At 60.0% G+C, this 20,237-nt stretch carries 23 protein-coding genes; 3 read left to right on the top strand and 20 right to left on the bottom strand.

The annotated features are described in order from the left end of the window. Positions 1-300 precede the first annotated feature (300 nt). From TU76_RS09890 to ccmA, 10 genes are all read right to left on the bottom strand, one after another. A complete protein-coding gene (locus tag TU76_RS09890; protein ID WP_037032771.1) occupies positions 301-702 on the bottom strand; it encodes a hypothetical protein in 402 nt (133 codons plus the stop codon). A 2-nt stretch (positions 703-704) separates the two neighbouring features. Then, entirely contained in the window at positions 705-1,907 is a 1,203-nt protein-coding gene (gene ccmI, locus TU76_RS09885; RefSeq protein WP_019828873.1) for a c-type cytochrome biogenesis protein CcmI, read from the bottom strand. Next, positions 1,900-2,376, bottom strand: a complete 477-nt coding sequence (locus TU76_RS09880; RefSeq protein ID WP_048351565.1) for a cytochrome c-type biogenesis protein — start codon at positions 2,374-2,376, stop codon at positions 1,900-1,902. The genes ccmI and TU76_RS09880 overlap by 8 nt, the downstream gene beginning before the upstream one ends. After that, positions 2,373-2,909, bottom strand: a complete 537-nt coding sequence (locus tag TU76_RS09875; protein WP_019828871.1) for a DsbE family thiol:disulfide interchange protein — start codon at positions 2,907-2,909, stop codon at positions 2,373-2,375. Before TU76_RS09875 ends, TU76_RS09880 begins: the two co-directional genes overlap by 4 nt. Beyond that, on the bottom strand, positions 2,906-4,891 hold the full coding sequence (locus TU76_RS09870) for a heme lyase CcmF/NrfE family subunit (protein WP_019828870.1): 1,986 nt from the start codon (positions 4,889-4,891) through the stop codon (positions 2,906-2,908). The genes TU76_RS09875 and TU76_RS09870 overlap by 4 nt, the downstream gene beginning before the upstream one ends. Continuing rightward, positions 4,891-5,367 (bottom strand): cytochrome c maturation protein CcmE, encoded by a 477-nt coding sequence (gene ccmE, locus TU76_RS09865; RefSeq protein WP_019828869.1) that lies wholly within the window; start codon positions 5,365-5,367, stop codon positions 4,891-4,893. Before ccmE ends, TU76_RS09870 begins: the two co-directional genes overlap by 1 nt. Further along, on the bottom strand, positions 5,364-5,540 hold the full coding sequence (gene ccmD / locus TU76_RS09860; RefSeq protein WP_019828868.1) for a heme exporter protein CcmD: 177 nt from the start codon (positions 5,538-5,540) through the stop codon (positions 5,364-5,366). Before ccmD ends, ccmE begins: the two co-directional genes overlap by 4 nt. Continuing rightward, positions 5,537-6,295, bottom strand: a complete 759-nt coding sequence (locus TU76_RS09855; protein WP_173667401.1) for a heme ABC transporter permease — start codon at positions 6,293-6,295, stop codon at positions 5,537-5,539. The genes ccmD and TU76_RS09855 overlap by 4 nt, the downstream gene beginning before the upstream one ends. A gap of 84 nt (positions 6,296-6,379) precedes the next feature. After that, on the bottom strand, positions 6,380-7,048 hold the full coding sequence (gene ccmB, locus TU76_RS09850; protein WP_019828866.1) for a heme exporter protein CcmB: 669 nt from the start codon (positions 7,046-7,048) through the stop codon (positions 6,380-6,382). After that, positions 7,045-7,680 carry a cytochrome c biogenesis heme-transporting ATPase CcmA gene (gene ccmA, locus TU76_RS09845; protein WP_048351670.1) on the bottom strand — a complete coding sequence of 212 codons (636 nt, stop codon included), beginning with the start codon at positions 7,678-7,680 and terminating at the stop codon, positions 7,045-7,047. Before ccmA ends, ccmB begins: the two co-directional genes overlap by 4 nt. Positions 7,681-7,871: 191 nt before the next feature. Here ccmA and fliK point away from each other — a divergent pair, with 191 nt between their 5' ends. After that, the gene (gene fliK / locus TU76_RS09840) at positions 7,872-9,443 is read left to right on the top strand and encodes a flagellar hook-length control protein FliK (protein ID WP_048351564.1); all 1,572 of its coding nucleotides are present in this window, start codon (positions 7,872-7,874) and stop codon (positions 9,441-9,443) included. Beyond that, entirely contained in the window at positions 9,440-9,742 is a 303-nt protein-coding gene (locus tag TU76_RS09835; protein WP_019828863.1) for an EscU/YscU/HrcU family type III secretion system export apparatus switch protein, read from the top strand. The genes fliK and TU76_RS09835 overlap by 4 nt, the downstream gene beginning before the upstream one ends. A 175-nt stretch (positions 9,743-9,917) precedes the next feature. On the opposite strand, the gene TU76_RS09830 is transcribed toward TU76_RS09835, so the two are convergent. Then, on the bottom strand, positions 9,918-11,195 hold the full coding sequence (locus TU76_RS09830; protein ID WP_048351563.1) for an amidase: 1,278 nt from the start codon (positions 11,193-11,195) through the stop codon (positions 9,918-9,920). Between the two features lie 29 nt (positions 11,196-11,224). Continuing rightward, positions 11,225-11,638, bottom strand: coding sequence for a VOC family protein (locus TU76_RS09825; protein WP_048351562.1), 414 nt, complete (start codon positions 11,636-11,638; stop codon positions 11,225-11,227). A 108-nt stretch (positions 11,639-11,746) separates the two neighbouring features. On the opposite strand from TU76_RS09825, the gene TU76_RS09820 reads away from it, so the two are divergent. Continuing rightward, complete coding sequence (locus tag TU76_RS09820) at positions 11,747-12,613, top strand: LysR family transcriptional regulator (RefSeq protein ID WP_048351561.1); 867 nt, start codon at positions 11,747-11,749, stop codon at positions 12,611-12,613. 21 nt (positions 12,614-12,634) lie between these two features. On the opposite strand, the gene TU76_RS09815 is transcribed toward TU76_RS09820, so the two are convergent. The 8 genes from TU76_RS09815 to TU76_RS09780 all read right to left on the bottom strand — a co-directional run bounded on the left by TU76_RS09815 (position 12,635) and on the right by TU76_RS09780 (position 20,224). Then, positions 12,635-13,027, bottom strand: coding sequence for a DUF2802 domain-containing protein (locus TU76_RS09815; protein WP_019828857.1), 393 nt, complete (start codon positions 13,025-13,027; stop codon positions 12,635-12,637). Beyond that, entirely contained in the window at positions 13,028-13,507 is a 480-nt protein-coding gene (locus TU76_RS09810) for a chemotaxis protein CheW (RefSeq protein ID WP_019828855.1), read from the bottom strand. A gap of 83 nt (positions 13,508-13,590) precedes the next feature. Next, complete coding sequence (locus TU76_RS09805) at positions 13,591-14,313, bottom strand: CheW domain-containing protein (RefSeq protein ID WP_019828853.1); 723 nt, start codon at positions 14,311-14,313, stop codon at positions 13,591-13,593. 84 nt (positions 14,314-14,397) lie between these two features. Then, positions 14,398-15,186 (bottom strand): ParA family protein, encoded by a 789-nt coding sequence (locus TU76_RS09800; protein ID WP_019828851.1) that lies wholly within the window; start codon positions 15,184-15,186, stop codon positions 14,398-14,400. Positions 15,187-15,224: 38 nt separating this feature from the next. Then, the gene (motD, locus tag TU76_RS09795; RefSeq protein WP_019828850.1) at positions 15,225-16,115 is read right to left on the bottom strand and encodes a flagellar motor protein MotD; all 891 of its coding nucleotides are present in this window, start codon (positions 16,113-16,115) and stop codon (positions 15,225-15,227) included. Between the two features lie 2 nt (positions 16,116-16,117). After that, positions 16,118-16,858, bottom strand: coding sequence for a flagellar motor protein (locus tag TU76_RS09790; RefSeq protein WP_019828849.1), 741 nt, complete (start codon positions 16,856-16,858; stop codon positions 16,118-16,120). Further along, a complete protein-coding gene (locus TU76_RS09785; RefSeq protein ID WP_019828848.1) occupies positions 16,858-18,003 on the bottom strand; it encodes a protein-glutamate methylesterase/protein-glutamine glutaminase in 1,146 nt (381 codons plus the stop codon). Before TU76_RS09785 ends, TU76_RS09790 begins: the two co-directional genes overlap by 1 nt. A 49-nt stretch (positions 18,004-18,052) precedes the next feature. Then, complete coding sequence (locus tag TU76_RS09780) at positions 18,053-20,224, bottom strand: chemotaxis protein CheA (RefSeq protein ID WP_048351560.1); 2,172 nt, start codon at positions 20,222-20,224, stop codon at positions 18,053-18,055. Positions 20,225-20,237 lie beyond the last annotated feature (13 nt).

Raw genomic sequence — 20,237 nt, 5'->3', positions numbered from 1 at the left:
GGAGCGAGCCTGCTCGCGAAGGCAGTAAGCACTGGCTTTTGTTAACACCCTTCGCGAGCAGGCTCGCTCCCACAGAGGTCGCCGTTTTGCGTTACTTGAACTGCCGACTCAGCCCTGGCGGTACGCCGCTGATGTCAGTCTCTTCCCAAGGCCCGCTGGCGGTAGAAGACGTATTTGGGCGTAAAACTGTTCGTTCAAACTAAACCGTGGGAGCGAGCCTGCTCGCGAAGGCAGTAAGCACTGGCTTTTGTTAACGCCTTTCGCGAGCAGGCTCGCTCCCACAGAGGTCGCCGTTTTGCGTTACTTGAACTGCCGACTCAAACCCGGCGGTACGCCGCTGATGTCAGTCTCTTCCCAAGGCCCGTTGGGGCTTACCGAACGGCTCCAGCCGTTGTCCCAGCGGTAGTAGGCACGCTGGCGGTAGAAGATGTTGGTCTGGTTATCCAGCACGTACACGCCCATGCGCGCATCCCAATGGCTCGGGCCACCCGGCGGCGGCGCAAAGGTGGCCGAAGTACGCGGCAACGGTTTTGGCGGCTTGGGGATGGGCATGTCCGGCAGGGGTTTGCCGGAGGGCTGGGGCGACGGTTGCGGCATCGGCATCGGTGTTGAAGGCGCTGTCGGTTCGTAAGGCTGATTTACCGCACAGGCGCTCAGGCCTAAAGCCAGTGTGAGCAAGGTGATGCGTGCAAGTGGATGCATTTCTATTTATCCGGGCTGTCGATGGTCAGTTGTTGCAGCTCTTTGGTGCTGCTGGACAACGGCTGGCTACGCCCTACCCACTCGCCCGCCGTCGGCTGACCAGCACGGGAGATGCGTGCCATCAATTGGACTTCAGGAAAGTTGGACAGTTTCAATTGCGGCATCATTGCGTCCACGTCCCCCAGCTCAACGGTGATCGGCAGGTCCGCCACAGTCACACGCTTGACCGCCAGAGGGGCCGGAGGGCCGGACACGGCACGGGCAAAAATGAAGACGCTATCACCCGGCAGCGCGCTGGCTTTCACCGCGTCGGCCAAGTCAACGTTCACCTTGATCGAGGCCTGGGCCTTGGCGACAGGCGCCGCTTCAACCTTGCCACCGCTGGCCAGCAACTGCTCACGGGCTTTGGCAATACCGCCTTCGAGGGCAGAACGTGAAGCATCGCCTTCGGGCAGCTCGTCCATCAAACGCTGCCAGTAGCCAATGGCCTCCTGGTAGCGCTGATCTTCAAAAGCGGCAATGCCCAACAGGCCAAGGCTGGTGACTTCTTTCGGGTCAGCCTTCAAGGCTTCGTCGGTCAGCGCCTGAACCTTGTCGCTCCATTTTTTATCGTCGGCAAAGTACTGCGCCTGAGCCCACTGGCCCAGCAGTTCGGGCTGACGCCCGGCCAGGTTGGCAGCGCGCTCAAACACTTTGGCCGCATCGCCCGGACGGTTTTGCGCCATATAGGCACGGCCCAGGAAGTACAGGCCTTCGGCCGACTCCGGTTGCGCCACGGCGGCACGCTCAAGGCGCGCAACCATTTCTTCAAGGGATTGCGGCGGCTGCGAGAACTCGCGGGTCAGTTCGACCTTGTCGCTGGAGCCAAAGTGCAGGTACAGCCCCAAACCCAATACCGGCACCAGCACGGCTGCCAGTAATGGAATGGCCTTGCCGAGACTGGACACCCGTCCCGGAGCAACGCCTTCAGTGTCAGCCAGCAATTCGCGGGCAGCTTCGGCGCGACCGGTTTCAAATTGCTCGGGGGTCAAAGCACCCTCTTCGCGCTGCAACTGCAACTCGGCGACGCGCTCCTGGTACAGCGCGACATTCAGTGCGGTGCGGTCTTCTTCGCGCTGGGCGCGACGACCACGCAATACCGGGATCAATAAAAAGCTGAGGGCGATCAGTAGCAGCAAGCCGGCTGCGAGCCAGAAATCAATCATCTTTGGTTTTATCCAGCAAAGTGTCGAGGCGCTTGCGCTCCTCGACAGAAAGTGTGTCCGAGCCTTCGGTCTGCTCTGTGCGACGACGGCGCCCTACGATGACGCCAATCACCACCATACCTCCCACCAGCAGGGCCAGCGGGCCAAACCAGAGCACTGCCGTCTTGCTGGTCAGGGCCGGTTTATAGAGCACGAAATCGCCGTAGCGGGCGACCATGAAATCGAGGATCTGCTGGTTGTCCTTGCCCTCGCCCAGCATGCGGAAGATCTCGCGGCGCAGGTCAGTGGCAATCGGTGCGTTGGAATCGGCAATGTCCTGATTCTGGCACTTGGGGCAGCGCAGCTCCTTGGTCAGTTCGCGAAAACGTTCGCGCTCGGCGTCGTTGGCAAACTCATAGGTGTCGATGGCGGCATGGGCAACACCCGTCAACGTCAACCCGAATACCACAGCGGCTAACCAGCGCTTCATGGTTTGGCCTCGTCAACCAGTGCCTGATATTTACCCGCAAGCTGCTCGCGCCACACGGTTTCGTCGATCACACCGACAAATTTGTGACGAATGATGCCCTGGCTGTCGATCAGGAATGTCTCGGGGGCACCGTACACACCGAGGTTCAGGCCAAGGGAGCCGTCAGCATCGTTGATGTCCAGCAGGTACGGGTTGTGGAATTCCTTGAGCCACTTTTTCGCGTCTGCGTTGACGTCCTTGTAGTTCACGCCATAGATCACCACACCCTGCTCGGCCAGCTTGGTCAACATCGGGTGTTCGACCCGGCACGAAATGCACCAGGTGGCCCACACGTTAACCAGCGCGGGCTTGCCCTTGAGGTCAGCTTCGGTCAGGACTTTGTCGCCCTCAACTGCAGGCAGACTGAATGCCGGGAACGGCTTGTCGATCATCGCCGACGGCAACTCGGTCGGGTCCAGGTACAAGCCTTTGTAGAGAAACCACGCCATGCCCAAAAAAGCGGCCAGCGGGACCAGCATTAACCAACGTCTCATGCCGTGGCTCCTGTCATGCCCAATGCTTCACGCACGCGGCTTTTAACCTTGACCCGGTAGCGACGGTCCATCGCTGCCAGCAACCCACCAAAACCTGTGAGCAGACCGCCGAACCAGATCCAGCGTACAAACGGCTTCACATGCACCCGCACCGCCCAGGCGCCATCGCCCAAAGGCTCGCCCAGCGCGACGTAAAGGTCACGAGTGAAACCGGCGTCGATCCCGGCTTCGGTCATCATCGAGTTCTGCACCGTGTACAGTCGTTTTTCCGGGTGCAGCACGCTGACTTCCTTGCCGTTGCGGATAACCCGCACGGTGCCTTTGTCTGACGTGAAGTTAGGGCCCTGGAAGTGCTTGGCACCTTCAAAGATGAACTGATAACCGCCCAACTCCATCGACTGGCCTGGCGCCAGGCGCAAGTCACGTTCGGCACTGTTCTGGCTCGACAAGACCACACCCAGGGCGCACACCGCGATACCCAGGTGGGCGATCTGCATGCCCCAGTAACTGCGGGTCAGGCTGCGAACGCCTTTGACCAGGCCTTTGTGCCGGGTTTTATCCCCGATGTCGCGAACCCCGGCCAGCAGCACCCAGGCCGCCAGCATGAAGGTGGTGAGCACCGCCCAGTTGAAATCACCATAGGCCACACCGGCAATCGCCGACAGGGCCGCGCTGCCCAGCAACACCGGGGTCAGCATGCCCAACAGCCATTTGACCGGGGTGTCTTTCCAGCGCACCAGCATGCCCACTGCCATCACCACCATCAGCAGCCCCATCAGCGGAATGAACAATGCGTTGAAGTACGGCGGGCCCACCGACATTTTGGCGCCACTGATGGCATCCAGAATCAGCGGGTACAACGTGCCGAGCAGAATCATCGACGCGGCCACCACCAACACCAGGTTATTGCCCAGCAGCAAGGTTTCACGCGACCACAGCTTGAAGCTGACGTGGCTCTTGACCACCGGCGCACGTAACGCGAACAGGGTCAGCGAACCGCCCACCACAAACAGCAGGAAGATCAGGATAAACACGCCGCGCTCAGGGTCGGAGGCGAACGCATGCACCGAGGTCAGCACGCCGGAACGTACCAGGAAGGTGCCCAGCAGACTCAGCGAAAACGCGGCAATGGCCAGCAACACGGTCCAGCTTTTAAACACACCGCGTTTTTCGGTTACAGCCAGCGAGTGAATCAGTGCAGTACCCACCAGCCACGGCATGAACGAGGCGTTCTCCACCGGGTCCCAGAACCACCAGCCGCCCCAGCCAAGTTCGTAGTAAGCCCACCACGAACCCAGGGTGATGCCGATACCCAGGAAGGCCCACGCCACGATTGTCCACGGACGGGACCATCGCGCCCATGCGGCGTCCAGTCGACCACCGAGCAAGGCGGCAATGGCGAAGGCAAACGCCACGGAGAAACCGACATAACCCATGTACAGCATCGGCGGGTGAACAATCAGGCCGATGTCCTGCAGCAGCGGGTTAAGGTCATTACCGTCCGAAGGAATCTGTGGCAGCAAACGTACGAAAGGGTCTGAGGTCAGGATCAAAAACAGCAGGAAGCCCACGCTGATCATGCCCATGATCGCCAACACCCGCGCCAGCATCACCTGCGGTAATTGCCGGGAGAAGATCGAAACGGCGAAGGTCCAGCCACCCAGAATCATGGCCCACAACAGCAGCGAACCTTCGTGGGCGCCCCACACGGCACTGAACTTGTAGTACCACGGCAGCGCGCTGTTGGAGTTGCTCGCCACGTACGCCACCGAGAAATCATCGGCCATAAAGGCATAGGTCAGGCAGGCGAATGAGAACAACAAGAAAGCGAACTGCCCCCAGGCGGCGGGTTGCGCCAGGCTCATCCACAATTTGTCGCCGCGCCAGGCGCCCAGCAGCGGCACGATGGCCTGCACAATGGCAAAGCACAGTGCCAGAATCATGGCCAGATGGCCCAATTCAGGAATATAGAGTCCAGACATCAGTACTTAACCTCTTTCGCCGGTGCTGAGTTGCCCGGTACAGGCGCGGACAGGCCACTTTCATTCAGCGCCTTGGTCACTTCAGGTGGCATGTATTTTTCGTCGTGCTTGGCCAGCACTTCATCGGCCACCACCACGCCCTGGGCATTGAGCTTGCCCAGCGCGACGATGCCCTGCCCTTCACGGAACAGATCCGGCAGGATGCCGCGATACGTGATGGTCACGGATTTGTTGAAATCGGTGACCACAAACTGCACGTCCAGCGAATCACCCGTGCGCTTGAGCGATCCGGCTTCAACCATGCCGCCGGCACGAATACGGGTATCCAGTGGCGCTTCGCCATTAGCGATTTGAGTCGGGGTGTAGAACAGATTGATGTTCTGCTGCAAGGCGCTCAGGGCAAGGGCCACGGCAGCACCCACCCCCACCAGAATCGCCAGGATGATGATCAAACGTTTTTTACGCAGCGGATTCACTTCACATTCTCCCGACGCAAACGACGCGCCTCTTGTTGCAAATAACGTCGACGCGCCATGATCGGCAACGCCACGTTCAACGCCAGTACCGCCAGGCAAATGCCGTAGGCCGACCAGACATACACCCCGTGATGGCCCATGGCGATGAACTCACCAAAAGAAGCAAAACTCATCGCGCGCCCTCCAGTGCCTTCAACACCTCAGCCTTGACCCAACTGCTGCGAGCCTCGCGCTTGAGCACTTCCAGGCGCATGCGCAACAGCAGCACCGCGCCAAAGAAGCAATAAAAGCCCACCACTGTCAGCAGCAGCGGCATCCACATTTCCATGGGCATGGCCGGCTTTTCGGTGAGGGTGAACGTCGCACCTTGATGCAGGGTGTTCCACCACTCCACCGAGTACTTGATGATCGGAATATTGATCACGCCAACAATCGCCAACACCGCACAGGCCTTGGCCGCGCTGTCGCGGTTGGTGATGGCATTGCCCAGGGCAATCAAGCCGAAGTACAGAAACAGCAGGATCAGCATCGAGGTCAGGCGCGCATCCCAGACCCACCACGAGCCCCAGGTCGGCTTGCCCCAAACGGCGCCGGTGACCAGCGCCACGGCGGTCATCCAGGCACCGATGGGCGCAGCCGCCTGCAGCGCAACGTCGGCGATCTTCATCTTCCAGACCAGACCCACCACGCCGCACACCGCCAACATCACATAGCAGGACTGCGCCAGCATGGCGGCCGGAACATGGATATAAATGATCCGGAAACTGTTGCCTTGCTGGTAGTCCGGCGGTGCAAACGCCAGGCCCCAGACCACCCCGCAGGTGATCAGCAACACGGCGGCAATGCTTAACCACGGCAACAGCCGCCCACTGATGGCATAGAACCATTTGGGCGAGCCGAGTTTGTGAAACCAAGTCCAGTTCATCACGCTGTTTCCATCACGGTGCCGGTCACGACGGGTTGAGTGTCATGCCAGCCAGGGTCTTTACTGGTCCACGGGGACCAGACCTCATTATTCGCCGACGCTGATTTTCAGCCCGGCGGCTATAGCAAAAGGTGTCAGGGTTACTGCCAGGGCGGTCAGGCTACCAAGCCACAGCAGATAACCGGTTGCGGGCATGCCTTGCAATGCCGCCTGCAAGGCGCCACTGCCAAGAATCAGCACCGGGATATACAAAGGCAAAATCAGTAGCGCCAGCAGCAGGCCGCCACGCTTGAGGCCGACGGTCAGCGCAGCCCCCACGGCCCCAAGCAGGCTTAACACCGGCGTCCCGAGCAACAATGTCATCAGCAACACCGGCAGGCAGGCTACCGGTAGCCCCAACATCATGGCCAGCAGCGGCGACAGGATGACCAGTGCCAGTCCGGAAAACAGCCAGTGTGCCAGCACTTTGGCCAAGACCAGTAGTGGCAAGGGGTGCGACGAAAGGACCCACTGTTCCAGCGATCCATCCTCAAAATCACTGCGAAAAAGCCCGTCCAGCGAGAGCAAAACCGCTAAAAGTGCTGCGACCCAGAGCAGCCCCGGAGACAAGGTTTGCAACAATTGAGTCTCGGGTCCGACCGCCAAGGGGAACATGGCGATCACGATTGCAAAAAATACCAGCGGATTGGCCAACTCGGCCGGACGGCGAAACAGCAAACGCGCCTCACGCGCCACCAACGTTCCAAACACACTCATACAGCCCACTGCCCCAGGTCGATATTGCGATAACCGGCCGGCATCCGGAGCAACGTATGGTGCGTGGTAAGCACCACCATGCCGCCGCCTTCGCAATGGCGGGCCAGGTGTTCTTCAAGTTGCGCGACCCCTTGTTTGTCGAGCGCGGTAAACGGCTCGTCGAGAATCCACAACGGCGGGCTTTCCAGATACAAACGGGCCAGCGCCACACGCCGCTGCTGACCGGCCGACAAGGTGTGGCACGGTACATCTTCAAAACCCTTGAGCCCTACCGCAGCCAGTGCTGTCCAGATCGCTTCGCGGGTTGCCGGTCGATGCAGGGCGCACAGCCAGCCGAGGTTTTCTTCGGCGGTGAGCAAATCCTTGATCCCGGCAGCATGGCCGATCCACAGCAGGTTCGTGGTCAGTTCATGGTGCTGGCTGCTCAAGGCCTGGCCGTTGAGTCGTACTTCGCCCGCCGTCGGCTGCATCAGGCCCGCCAACAATCGCAGCAGGCTGGTTTTACCGCTGCCGTTGGGGCCGCTGATTTGCAGCATGTCACCGCTGGCCAGACGCAATTCGAGGTTCTCGAACAACATCCGCCAGTCACGCTCGCAGGCGAGCGATACGGCTTCTAAAAGAGGGCTGGTCACGTAATTGAGGCCTTCACGGTTCAAGTCGGCTCAGGCGCGGCCGTTAAAGTGATGCAGAATAAATGCATTTGCGGCCGGTTTCAGAGAGCTGGATCAAACAATTGCAATGTTTTCATCCCCTCTGAACGACGGGGCAGCATTATACATGCCATGTCCTACGCTAAAGAGGGCAATTTCGACAGGTTGTAACGATGAAAGGCGACATGAATATTCCACCCATCCCGCAAGCCACCCCCAGCAGTGTGCGCCCTGGTCTTGTGGGCGGTGAAGTACTCAAGTTGTTACAGCCTGCCGAAGGTCTGATAAGACCCGGCCAAAGTGCCCAGGCAGAAGTGATATCGCTCAAGCAAAACGACCTAGCGTTCCAGTTGCTACTCAAGTTGACCCTGGCCGGTGGCCGGGAAACCAACGTGCAGGCCAGCAGTAACTTTCCTTTGCCGGTGGGCACACAACTGGCCGTGACCCAGCCTTCAGCAGGCAATCTTGCGATCAGTCTGCAACAGGCCCTGAGCAGCAGCGTCGCCACCCTGACTCGCCTTGATACTCAGCAAGTGCCGGTGGGCACCCTGCTCCAGGGCAAGGTTCTGACGACTCAGGCATTGGCGCAGCCAGCGGGCCAACCGGCGATCTATCGTTCATTGGTGACCCTGCTCAACAGCACCCTGAGCGGTAGCACCCTGACCCTGGACAGCCCGCAGCCCTTGCGTATCGGCAGCTTGTTGAGCGCACAGGTCCTCGATGCGCAACGTTTGAATTTCGTCCCGCTCAGCGGACGCCAGGAACAACTGGCCGTCGCGCAGCAATTGGCCACACAACTAAGCCGCCAAGGGTCACTGGAGGGACTGCTCAGCGCCCTGCAAAAACTACCGGCCAACGCACAGATGCCTCCTGAACTACGTGCCTCTATCGACACGCTGTTGGCTCAATTGCCTACACCCTCGCAACTGAGCAACCCCAAAGCCCTGGGCACTGCCTTGCTCAACAGCGGCGCATTCCTGGAAGCCAAGTTGCTCAGCGGTCAGGCACACGCAATGGCCCCGGACATGAAAGCCTCTCTACTACGGCTGATTGCGCAGATTCTGCCCGGCCTGCCGGCCAGCACCAGCTTCAACCCCGGCATGGCCGCCAGCACTCAGGCCCAGGCGCTGCCAACTTTTGTGCGTAATGCCTTGGGAATGCTCGGTCAGGTCAGCGCCAAGCCGCCACCCGCAGGCTTTCCCCTGCCCCAGCGCTCCGTGCAAAACGGCGAAAGTGAAGACAGCCTGGAAAACTTGCTGAAACTGGCCGCGGCGGCCATTTCTCGCCTGCAAAGCCACCAGCTGTCGAGTCTGGAGCAAAGCGGGCGAACCACCGATGGCGGCGTGCTAACCACTTGGCAACTGGAAATCCCCATGCGCAATGCCCACGACATCGTGCCTTTACAGGTCAAGTTTCAGCGAGAAGACCCGCCCGAAAAAGAGCCACACGATCCGCCCGAATCCCGGGAAATCAAGGACCCACTGTGGCGGGTAGAACTGGCCTTCGACCTCACGCCCTTAGGCCCGCTGCATGTCCAGGCGCAACTGCTGCGCGGCAGCCTGTCAGGCCAGCTGTGGGCCGAACGGGCCTCTACGGCGCACTTGATCGAGAGCCAGCTGGGCGACTTGCGCCAGCGTTTAAACGACGCGGGGTTGAGCGTGACCGATCTGGACTGCCACCAGGGCACCCCGCCACACAGTGGCCCTGCCCGACTTGAACAACGCTGGGTCGATGAAACCGCATGAAGACAGAGCCCGCACCACGCCAGGCGATCGCCCTCAAATATGACGGCAAACAAGCGCCCACTCTTACCGCCAAAGGCGACGATGAATTGGCTGAAGCCATCCTTAGTCTGGCCCGCGAGCATGAGGTGCCGATTTATGAAAATGCCGAGCTGGTCAACCTACTGGCGCGCATGGAGCTGGGCGACAGCATCCCGCAAGAGTTGTATCGAACCCTGGCTGAAATCATTGCATTTGCCTGGCAGCTCAAAGGCAAATTCCCGGAAGGGTTTGATCCGGATGCGGGGCCAGGAGAGTCGTGATGAGCGTTCGCGTTGTTTGAACAGTCCCGTGGCTACAGCAAAGACAAAGGCAATAAGCAGATTTTAAACAGCACCCTTTGAAGTGGGAGCGAGCCTGCTCGCGAAGCAGGCGACGCGATCTTTCCGGCAAACCGCAGTGATGCCTTCGCGAGCAGGCTCGCTCCCACACAAGCAACTAACCCCGCAACGCCAAATCTACTTGCCCGGCCGCGTCCAGCAGCACACTGTCCTGACGAAAACCACCAATCAGTTGCAACCCCACCGGCAGTTCACCCGGCTGTCTGGGTAAGGGAATGTTGATTTGCGGCAGCCCGAATGCCATCCAGCATTTGCAAAAGTCCGATGGACCCGTCGTTTCCAGACCCAGGGGCGCAACCATGCCGCAGGTGACGCTCAGCATCGCATCGAAGGGTGCAAAAATCGCTTGCAGTCTCGGTGCCTGCGCAGCCAGGCGCGCCTTGGCCGCTGACTCCTGCTCCCATGTTGTGCCCTTGGCCCGCTCGATCATGGCCACGACGGACGGGCTCAGCAGTTCAGGGCTGGATTGCCACTCTTTTGACAGCGACCGTGCGCCCTCGCAGTCATTGATCAACAGGTGGTCGTCAAACACCTGCGCAAAATCATCCGGCAGGTTCACCATGGTCACGCTGTGCCCTGCGGCTTTTAATCTATCGACCGCCGCCAGCAACGCATCAGCCACAAGAGGTTCAACCTGATCCCAACGCGCGGTGCGGCAAAAACCAAACGTGCGCGGGCCGCTGGGGCGCGTGGCATGTGGCAAACCGGGAATCAGCACCTGTGCGACCAGCCTCAGGTCACAAACTGAGCGCCCGTACCAACCCATCGTGTCGAAACTCGGCGCCAGGGGTTTGACCCCTTCCAGGGACACCAGCCCGTATGACGGCTTGAACGCATACAGACCGCAATAAGCCGCAGGCTTGAGCAATGAACCGGCTGTTTGCGTGCCCAACGCAACGGGGAAAAACCCTGCAGCCATACCCGCAGCAGAACCGGCGCTGGAGCTGCCCGGGGTCCGGCTCAGGTCCACGGGGTTGCGGGTCGGCCCGGTGTGCATATAGGCAAATTCGGTGGTGTGGGTCTTGCCCATGATCACCGCCCCCGCCTGACGCAGCAGCGCAACCACATGGGCATCGCGCGATGGCCAATTGTTGTCGTAGATCGGGGAGTAAAAACCCGTGGGATGGTCGCGGGTATCAATGATGTCCTTGACCCCTATCGGCACTCCGGCCAGCAAGCCGTTGATCCCTGGGCTGCTCAGCCCCTGTGCCTGTTTGCGCACGACCTGCGGGTCGAGGGCGACAAACGCCTGGATCGCTGACTCACGGGCGCTTGCTTGGGTCAGGAAATGCTCGGCCACTCTGCCGGGGCTCAGGCGTGCAGTGCGGACCTGTTCGACAATCGAGTGGGCATCCGCTGTGTCGAGAAAACTCATGCTGTTTTCAACCTCGGTTCATGAATACGTTACTGGGCATAAACCGCCGCCCACTCTGCAAACCCCTTGATCTCGACAGGGTTGCCTGACGGATCGAGGAAAAACATCGTCGCCTGCTCACCCGGGGTCCCGACAAAGCGAAAGGTAGGCTCCAGAACAAAGTTCACGCCGCGCTCCACCAGTCGCTGCTTCAGGGCCAACCAATCAGGCATGCTCAGCACCACCCCGAAATGCGGCATGGGTACCCAGTGGTCACCCACTTTCCCGGTGTTGCTGACAGAAAATGGCTCACCCAGGTGCAATGACAATTGGTGACCGAAAAAATCGATATCCAGCCACGTGTCGGTACTGCGACCTTCTGCGCAGCCCAGCACATCACAGTAAAAGCTGCGCGCTGACACCAGGTCATGAACGTGGTAAGCAAAATGAAAAAGCGATTGCACAGTAACCTCCTGAACCCGGACCTGGCCAAATGACCAGGCGGGAAATCATGCTACGGGTGGTACAAAAGAGATAACCTGTTATTTTTTCCATCAACGAAAGAAATTCTTATGGATACGCGCTATCTCAGAAGCCTGATCGCCGTGGTGGAATGCGGGTCAATCGCCAAGGCAGCCCGCCTGGAAAACCTGACGGCTGCGGCGGTCAGCCAGCGTATTGTGGCGCTCGAACGACAGCTGGGGCTCGAACTTCTGGTGCGGGTTGGCCACGAAGCCAAACCCAGCCTGGCCTGCATGGACCTGCTGCCAAGGGCCAGAGCCATCGTCAATGAAGTGGCGCTTCTGGCAGGTGACGTCGACACACAAGGCCTGACCGGCCCCTTGCGCATCGGTGCTGTTTCAACGGTTCTCACGGGCCTTCTGCCACAGGCCTTGCGCAGCTTGACCCGATCAACTCCGCAACTGAAACCGGTGATAGTCCCAGGGACGTCACGTTCGCTGTATCAGGCGCTTGAAGCCAACGAGCTGGATGCCGCCCTGGTGGTCGCGCCGCCATTTGCGCTTCCCAGAACGTTCGATGCCGTATTGCTGCGCAAGGAGCCCTTGGTGTTTCTCTCCAATGAGCACTCGACGCAGACTATCGACGCCCGCCTGCAACGCTGTCCGTATATTCAATATGACCCCGATGCCTGGGGTGGCCGCCATGCCGTGCAGTACCTGCAAGACCATGGCCTGACACCTGCCGCCCTGCTGGATCTGGATGCCCTGGAAACCATCGCCCTGCTGACCTCGCAAGGGCTGGGGGTCAGTCTGGTGCCTTGCTGGTCGGGGATTGAGCGCTGGACAGAAAGTTGTGTGGTGGAGGATGTGGGTGATGAACGCTATGACCGCAAGATTGTGCTGATCAGCCATGCACAAGGTGCAAGGGTACGAATGGTTGAGGCGTTGAAGCAGGCGCTGCAGGAGAAGACGCCATGACCCGCTCCCACAGGATTAGCCTCAGCCCTTGTGCATCTTGCTCATCAACTCGGCCTCGGCCTGAGTCAACCCGCAAGACTGGGTCAATTCGTCAACGCTGGCGCCCATGCTGACCAGGCGTGCTGCCTGGTTGAACGACAGGCTGGTAGGGTCGCGCTGTTCGAGCTGGGTCAGCTTCTCGGGCAGCGGCGCTACCACCGCCCGCAGTTCGTGCAGGTCTTCCCCCATCTGCACATTGCCGTTCTGATAGGTGTCCAGTCGCCGCGCCAGCTCCCTGAGGCGCCGGTCACGCTGTTCATCGCCCGCGACCTGCTGCGCCGCCAGCACGCGCTGGCGGCGAACATGGCTTACGAACAGCCACAGGGTCACAGCCCACAACAGGCCCAGGACGATTACCGCCACCTCAAGGATCAATCAGATGTTCTCCAGATCCGACCATTCTTCTTCGGTCATCATTTTGTCCAGCTCAACCAGAATCAGCAGTTCGCCATTCTTGTTGCATACGCCCTGGATAAACTTGGCCGACTCGTCGTTGCCCACATTGGGCGCCGTTTCGATTTCAGACTGACGCAGGTAAACCACTTCCGCCACGCTGTCGACCAGAATCCCGACCACTTGCTTGTCCGCTTCGATAATCACGATGCGCGAATTGTCGGTGATTTCTGCGTTGTACAAGCCAAAACGCTGACGCGTGTCGATGACCGTCACCACGTTGCCGCGCAGGTTGATAATGCCCAATACGTAGGAAGGTGCGCCGGGGACCGGGGCGATTTCGGTGTAACGCAGCACCTCCTGCACTTGCATCACATTGATGCCGTAGGTCTCGTTATCGAGCTTGAAGGTAACCCATTGCAGGATCGGATCTTCCAAACCCTGTGCCGCTGACTGTTTCATACCCCAAACCCCTGACTGAAATACCGCTGAATGCTGATAACTGGCGGCTCACCCTTGCAGATGAGCATCAACCACACGTGTTCTTATGCTTTGCCCTTGGCGATCAACTCGGCCAGCTGCGCCACGTCCAGCAATGCGCACATGTGCTCAATCACTGTGCCTGCCAGCCACGGCCGCTGCCCACGCTGGGACCGCCATTTAATTTCGTTCGGGTGCAGGCGCAATGAGCGGCTGACTTGATGCACCGCCAACCCCCACTCGTAGCCCTGTACGGAAATAACGTATTGCAGGCCTTCGCGAAAATCATCGCGATAGCGCTCGGGCATCACCCAGCGCGCGGTGTCCAGCACGTTGAGCTTGCCGCTCTGGCTCGGGAGTATCCCCAGAAACCAGTCCGGCTGACCAAACAGCGGAGTCAGTTCACGCCCGGCCAGCGAATAGATTGAGCCCAAGCACACCAATGGCACTGCCAGGGTCAACCCGGCCACGTCGAACAACAGGCACTCGAAGGGTTCTGCGGCCCACGCGGGGCGGCCATCATCGGGTATCGGTAAATGCGCACCGGGCGCACTTGGCCGATGAACCTCGACCAGCGGATGGGCCAGCGCCTCAGCGGGCACGCCCACTTGCGAGAGCTCCACCGGCATCGCCACCGGCGCTTCAACAGGCGCCTCAACGGCCTGTTCCTGCTCCAGCGCAACGGGCTCAACCGACTCCAGCGCCTGCGTTGCATCAAACAGCAGGTCGTCGAGATACGACTGCAACGCCACTTGCGATCGATTGGAAAGTGCTATCGGCTGCGTCATAAAGTGCCCCACTCAACAGCCTCGCGACAGAGACTTGTAGACGTTATCGGCCACACGCGACCGATACTTGAATAACCGTCCACCTCAAGCGACCTGAGGTGCAAGCTGGCGGGTCAGTACATGTTTGAGCAACGCACGATAGGCGATGACCCCCCGGGTTTTGTCATCAAACTGCGAAGGCGTCTGCCCTGCCCGGCTGGCATCGCGCAAGCGGGTGTCGACCGGGACAAAGCCCTGCCACAAGGTGTCGGGATACACATCGCGCAAGACCCGCAAGGTGCTCATCGAGGCTTGGGTACGGCGGTCAAACAAGGTCGGCACGATGCAGAACGGCAACGCTTGCGCTCGCGAGCGATTGATCATGCGCAGGGTGTGAACCATGCGCTCCAGGCCCTTGAGCGCCAGATGCTCGGTTTGCACCGGAATGATCAATTGCTGGCTGGCCGCCAATGCGTTGACCATCAGTACGCCCAGGATCGGCGGGCTGTCGATGATTGCGTAGTCGTAGTCCTGCCACAGTTGCGCCAGGCTGCGTGCAATCACCAGGCCCAGGCCACTTTGCCCCGGCGCCTGACGCTCCAGGGTCGCCAGCGCGGTGGTTGCCGGCAGCAAGGCAATCTTTTCGTGGCTGGTGGGCAACAGCAACTGTGCAGCCAGACCTTCCGGTACCTGGCCCTGATGCAGAAACAGGTCGTAGACGCTGTGTTCCAGACCGTCGGGGTCATACCCGAAGTAACTGGTCATGGAGCCGTGCGGGTCAAGATCGACTATCACCACGCGCTTGCCCGCCTCTGCCAGCAAACCGGCCAGAGCGATGGATGTGGTGGTCTTGCCGACCCCACCTTTTTGATTGGCTACTGCCCAGACTCTCATTCAGTTGTTCCTCCCGGCTGCATGCGTGCCGGCCGAGACTATAGGGTGGGTGACGGGGAATTGACGGCATCCCCACGAACCAGTGGCTGTGTCTGTGGCGGTGCAGTTTGTGTGCCAGCACGCTTGAGGGCCGCATCCGGTGTGGCGTTGGCGGTCCCCGTACCGGTCAGGCTGCGACGCACTTCCAGGTTGCGCGACACCACCAGCACCACCCGGCGATTGAGCGCGCGCCCTTCTGGCGTAGCGTTATTGGCCACCGGCTGGAACTCGCCATACCCCACCGACGCCATACGCCCGGGGTTCACGCCCTGCATCGCCAGCATCCGCACGATGCTCGCCGAACGCGCCGACGACAGCTCCCAGTTGGTAGGGTATTGCGCAGTGCGGATCGGCAGATCGTCGGTAAAACCCTCGACGTGAATCGGGTTTTCGAACGGTTTCAGGATCGCCGCCACCTTGTCGATAATGTTGAACGCTGCATTGCTGGGCATCGCGTCGCCACTGCCGAACAGCAGGCTCGAATTGAGTTCGATCTCGACCCACAACTCATTGCCACGCACAGTCAATTGTTTGGTCGCGATCAAGTCGCCAAACGCATGGGTGATGTCATTGGCAATGGTCTTGAGCGGGTCATCGGGTACTTGCCCAAGGCCGGCGTCGGTATGTTCACTGTCTTTGATCAACGGTTCGGCAGGCGGAATCGTCAGCGGGCGCTCTTCACCTATGGGTACCGGCTTGATGCTGCGCTCGGTGTCACTGAACACCCCGACCAGCGCCTGGGAGATGACCCGATACTTGCCTTCGTTGATCGAAGAAATCGAGTACATGACCACGAAAAAAGCAAACAGCAAGGTGATGAAATCCGCGTAGGACACCAGCCAACGTTCGTGATTGACGTGTTCATCCGCAGGGCGACGGCGCCGGCTCATAGTTAACCCGAAAAGCCTTGAAGCTTGAGTTCGATAGACCGTGGATTCTCACCTTCGGCAATCGACAGGATGCCTTCGAGCAGCATCTCGCGGTACAACGACTGGCGCATGGCTATGGCCTTGAGCTTGCTGGCGATGGGCAGCAACACCAGGTTGGCACTGGCCACCCCGTAAATGGTCGCTACGAACGCCACCGCAATACCGCTGCCCAGTTGCCCCGGATCGGCCAGATTGCCCATGACATGGATCAGGCCCATGACCGCGCCGATAATGCCGATGGTCGGCGCATAACCGCCCATGCTTTCAAATACTTTCGCGGCCTCGATATCGCGGCTTTCCTGGGTCATGTAATCGACTTCCAGCACGCTGCGAATCGTTTCTGGCTCCACACCGTCGACCAGCAATTGCAGGCCTTTGCGCGAATAATTGTCGGGCTCGGTGTCGGCCACGCCTTCCAGGCCCAGCAAGCCTTCCTTGCGCGCCGTCAGGCTCCAGTTGACGACACGGTCAATACCGCCCGCCATGTCGATACGCGGCGGGAACAGGATCCAGACCACGGTCTGCATCGCCCGCTTGAACGCACTCATGGGCGACTGCAACAGCGCCGCGCCCACCGTCCCGCCCAGCACGATCAGGGCTGCCGGACCATTGGCCAGGGCGCCCAAATGACCGCCCTCCAGGTAGTTGCCGCCGATAATCGCGACAAACGCCATGATGATGCCAATCAGGCTGAGCACATCCATCAGTGGCAGGCCTCCACCAGGTGTTTGCCAATGTCATCAAGGCTGTACACCGCATCGGCCAGGTTGGCTTTGACGATGGCCATCGGCATGCCATAAATCACGCAACTGGCTTCGTCCTGTGCCCAGACCTGACTGCCGCCCTGCTTGAGCATCCGGGCACCTTCACGGCCATCCGCGCCCATGCCGGTCAGGACCACCGCCAAAACTTTGTCACCAAAGGACTTGGCGGCAGAGCCGAAGGTGATGTCCACACACGGTTTGTAGTTCAAGCGCTCGTCGCCCGGCAGGATGCGTACCGCGCCACGACCATCAATCATCATCTGCTTGCCGCCCGGTGCCAACAGGGCCAGGCCGGGACGCAGGATATCGCCGTCTTCGGCTTCCTTGACGCTGATACGGCATAGCTTGTCCAGACGCTCGGCAAACGCCTTGGTAAACGCCGCCGGCATGTGCTGCACCAGCACGATCGGCGCCGGAAAATTGCCCGGCAACTGGGTCAGTACCCGCTGCAAGGCCACCGGCCCGCCAGTCGAAGTACCGATGGCTACCAGCTTGTAAGCTTTGCGCTTGGGAGCCCCGGACGTGGATGACGGCGCAGGCGCGCCACGGCTGGCAATCGGCGTGGTGCGCACTGGAGCTATCGAAGCCGTCGGAGCGGATGACACAAAACCGCCGGGCGCAGGCCGAGGCACCGGGGCAGGAGCTGAAACCACTGGTGCTGGCGCACTGTAGCTGGACAGTCGACGGTTGCTGCGCGAGATGCTGTGAACCTTTTCGCACAGCATTTGCTTGACCTTCTCGGGGTTGCGCGAGATGTCTTCAAAGTTTTTCGGTAAAAAATCCACTGCCCCGGCATCCAGCGCATCGAGAGTAACGCGGGCGCCCTCATGGGTCAGCGAGGAAAACATCAAAACCGGGGTCGGGCAGCGTTGCATGATATGGCGCACAGCCGTGATGCCATCCATCAACGGCATCTCGTAATCCATGGTGATCACGTCCGGCTTTAGCGCCAGCGCCTGATCAATCGCTTCCTTGCCATTGGTGGCGGTGCCGATCACTTGAATCGTCGGGTCAGCCGACAGAATTTCCGAGACGCGGCGGCGGAAAAAACCGGAATCATCCACCACCAGGACCTTGACTACCATAAACACTCCGTTAGGCGGTGCGGGGCGTAAAAGCCCCGGCTCACCAGAATCAAATACGCCGTGATGCGTAATGCTTGAGCATGCTCGGAACATCCAGAATCAAGGCAATACGGCCATCACCGGTAATGGTGGCGCCCGACATGCCTGGCGTACCCTGGAGCATTTTCCCCAACGGTTTGATCACCACTTCTTCCTGGCCGACCAACTGATCGACCACAAAACCGATGCGCTGGGTCCCGACCGACAGAATCACCACATGCCCTTCGCGCTGCTCTTCATGGGCGGCAGACGCCACCAGCCAGCGCTTGAGATAGAACAGGGGCAACGCCTTGTCGCGCACGATCACCACTTCCTGACCGTCAACCACGTTGGTGCGCGACAGGTCGAGATGGAAAATTTCGTTGACGTTGACCAGCGGGAAGGCAAACGCCTGGTTGCCCAGCATCACCATCAGGGTCGGCATGATGGCCAGGGTCAGGGGTACCTTGATGACGATTTTAGAGCCACGCCCCAGGACCGACTCGATGCTCAGCGAGCCATTGAGCTGGGCGATCTTGGTTTTCACCACGTCCATGCCCACGCCACGTCCGGACACATCGCTGATCTCGGTCTTGGTCGAAAAACCCGGCGCAAAAATCAGGTTGTAGCAGTCGCTTTCGCTCAGGCGATCGGCTGCATCCTTGTCCATCAGGCCTTTTTTCACCGCCAGGGAGCGCAGGAAGTTGGCATCCATGCCTTTGCCGTCATCGGAGATCGACAGCAGGATATGGTCGCCTTCCTGCTCGGCCGACAGAATGACCCGGCCGCAGCTTGGCTTGCCCGCAGCCGCACGTTCTTCCGGTGTTTCGCAACCGTGGTCGACTGCGTTGCGCACCAAGTGGACCAGCGGATCGGCCAGGGCCTCGACGAGGTTTTTGTCCAGATCGGTTTCTTCGCCCACCAGTTCCAGGCTGATTTCTTTTTTCAGCTGACGCGCCAGATCCCGCACCAGACGCGGGAAGCGCCCGAATACTTTTTTGATCGGTTGCATGCGGGTCTTCATCACGGCGGTTTGCAGGTCGGCGGTGACCACGTCGAGATTGGACAGGGCCTTGGCCATATCTTCGTCATGACTGTTCAGGCCCAGGCGCACCAGACGGTTACGCACCAGCACCAGCTCGCCGACCATGTTCATGATGTCGTCAAGGCGTGCGGTATCGACCCGTACGGTGGTTTCCGCCTCAGAAGCAACCGGTTTTTCCGAAGGTGCAGCTGCCGCCCGTGCCGGTGCCGGACGCGCCGCTGCAACCGGCTTGGCGGGTACAGCCGCAGCGACTACCGCTGCCGAGTCGGGGCTGAACTTGCCTTTGCCGTGCATCTCATCGAGCAGGGCTTCGAATTCGTGATCGCTGATCAGGTTCGGGTCGCCAGCCGGCTCCTGGGCAGTGGCTACGGTCTCGGCGACCGCAGCGCCCAGCGCTTCGGTGTTGAACGACCCCTTGCCATGCAACTGATCCAGCAAGGCCTCGAATTCGTCGTCGGTGATTTCATTGCTGACTTCGGCTGCAGCTGCAGGCACTTCGTCAGGCACCGGGGCAACCACTGCGGTTGCCGCAGAAAACTGGCCCTTGCCGTGCAACTGATCAAGTAGCAACTCGAACTCGGCGTCGCTGATTTCGTCACTGGCCGAGATGTCTGCCACCACCGGTTCCGGGTCAGGCTCGACCGCAGCGGCCTTGACCGCATCGAGGGACTCCAGCAGCTGCTCAAACTCGCTGTCGGTGATATCGGTCACCGGGGCTGCAACCGCAGACACCGGCGCAGGCTCAGGTGCGCCAACTGCTTGCGCGGCTGCAGGCTCGGCAAGACGTGCCAGCGCCGCCAGCAATTCGGGAGTCGCTGCGGTGATCGGGCTACGCTCGCGCACTTCGCTGAACATGCCGTTGACCGCATCCAGGGCTTCAAGCACCACGTCCATCAGCTCCGCATCGACGCCGCGTTCACCCTTGCGCAGGATGTCGAAGACGTTTTCGGCGATGTGACAGCACTCCACCAACTCATGGAGCTGCAGGAAGCCGGCGCCCCCTTTTACAGTATGAAAACCGCGAAAAATTGCATTGAGCAGATCCGCATCATCCGGTCGGCTTTCCAGCTCGACCAGTTGTTCGGACAGCAACTCCAGAATTTCGCCGGCTTCAACCAGGAAATCCTGAAGGATTTCTTCATCGGCGCCGAAGCTCATGTACGTGCTCCTT

The organism is Pseudomonas psychrophila (assembly GCF_001043005.1).
Lineage (GTDB): Bacteria > Pseudomonadota > Gammaproteobacteria > Pseudomonadales > Pseudomonadaceae > Aquipseudomonas > Aquipseudomonas psychrophila.
Note: the sequence above shows the minus strand (reverse complement) of the source record. Positions and strands in the feature narration are given on the sequence as shown.

Excerpts from the sequence above, each read along its gene's own strand:
- TU76_RS09890 (WP_037032771.1), bottom strand. The coding sequence starts at position 702 with ATGCATCCACTTGCACGCATCACCTTGCTCACACTGGCTTTAGGCCTG.
- ccmI (WP_019828873.1), bottom strand. The coding sequence starts at position 1,907 with ATGATTGATTTCTGGCTCGCAGCCGGCTTGCTGCTACTGATCGCCCTC.
- TU76_RS09880 (WP_048351565.1), bottom strand. The coding sequence starts at position 2,376 with ATGAAGCGCTGGTTAGCCGCTGTGGTATTCGGGTTGACGTTGACGGGT.
- TU76_RS09875 (WP_019828871.1), bottom strand. The coding sequence starts at position 2,909 with ATGAGACGTTGGTTAATGCTGGTCCCGCTGGCCGCTTTTTTGGGCATG.
- TU76_RS09870 (WP_019828870.1), bottom strand. The coding sequence starts at position 4,891 with ATGTCTGGACTCTATATTCCTGAATTGGGCCATCTGGCCATGATTCTG.
- ccmD (WP_019828868.1), bottom strand. The coding sequence starts at position 5,540 with ATGAGTTTTGCTTCTTTTGGTGAGTTCATCGCCATGGGCCATCACGGG.
- ccmB (WP_019828866.1), bottom strand. The coding sequence starts at position 7,048 with ATGAGTGTGTTTGGAACGTTGGTGGCGCGTGAGGCGCGTTTGCTGTTT.
- fliK (WP_048351564.1), top strand. The coding sequence starts at position 7,872 with ATGAAAGGCGACATGAATATTCCACCCATCCCGCAAGCCACCCCCAGC.
- TU76_RS09835 (WP_019828863.1), top strand. The coding sequence starts at position 9,440 with ATGAAGACAGAGCCCGCACCACGCCAGGCGATCGCCCTCAAATATGAC.
- TU76_RS09830 (WP_048351563.1), bottom strand. The coding sequence starts at position 11,195 with ATGAGTTTTCTCGACACAGCGGATGCCCACTCGATTGTCGAACAGGTC.
- TU76_RS09820 (WP_048351561.1), top strand. The coding sequence starts at position 11,747 with ATGGATACGCGCTATCTCAGAAGCCTGATCGCCGTGGTGGAATGCGGG.
- TU76_RS09810 (WP_019828855.1), bottom strand. The coding sequence starts at position 13,507 with ATGAAACAGTCAGCGGCACAGGGTTTGGAAGATCCGATCCTGCAATGG.
- TU76_RS09805 (WP_019828853.1), bottom strand. The coding sequence starts at position 14,313 with ATGACGCAGCCGATAGCACTTTCCAATCGATCGCAAGTGGCGTTGCAG.
- TU76_RS09800 (WP_019828851.1), bottom strand. The coding sequence starts at position 15,186 with ATGAGAGTCTGGGCAGTAGCCAATCAAAAAGGTGGGGTCGGCAAGACC.
- motD (WP_019828850.1), bottom strand. The coding sequence starts at position 16,115 with ATGAGCCGGCGCCGTCGCCCTGCGGATGAACACGTCAATCACGAACGT.
- TU76_RS09790 (WP_019828849.1), bottom strand. The coding sequence starts at position 16,858 with ATGGATGTGCTCAGCCTGATTGGCATCATCATGGCGTTTGTCGCGATT.
- TU76_RS09785 (WP_019828848.1), bottom strand. The coding sequence starts at position 18,003 with ATGGTAGTCAAGGTCCTGGTGGTGGATGATTCCGGTTTTTTCCGCCGC.
- TU76_RS09780 (WP_048351560.1), bottom strand. The coding sequence starts at position 20,224 with ATGAGCTTCGGCGCCGATGAAGAAATCCTTCAGGATTTCCTGGTTGAA.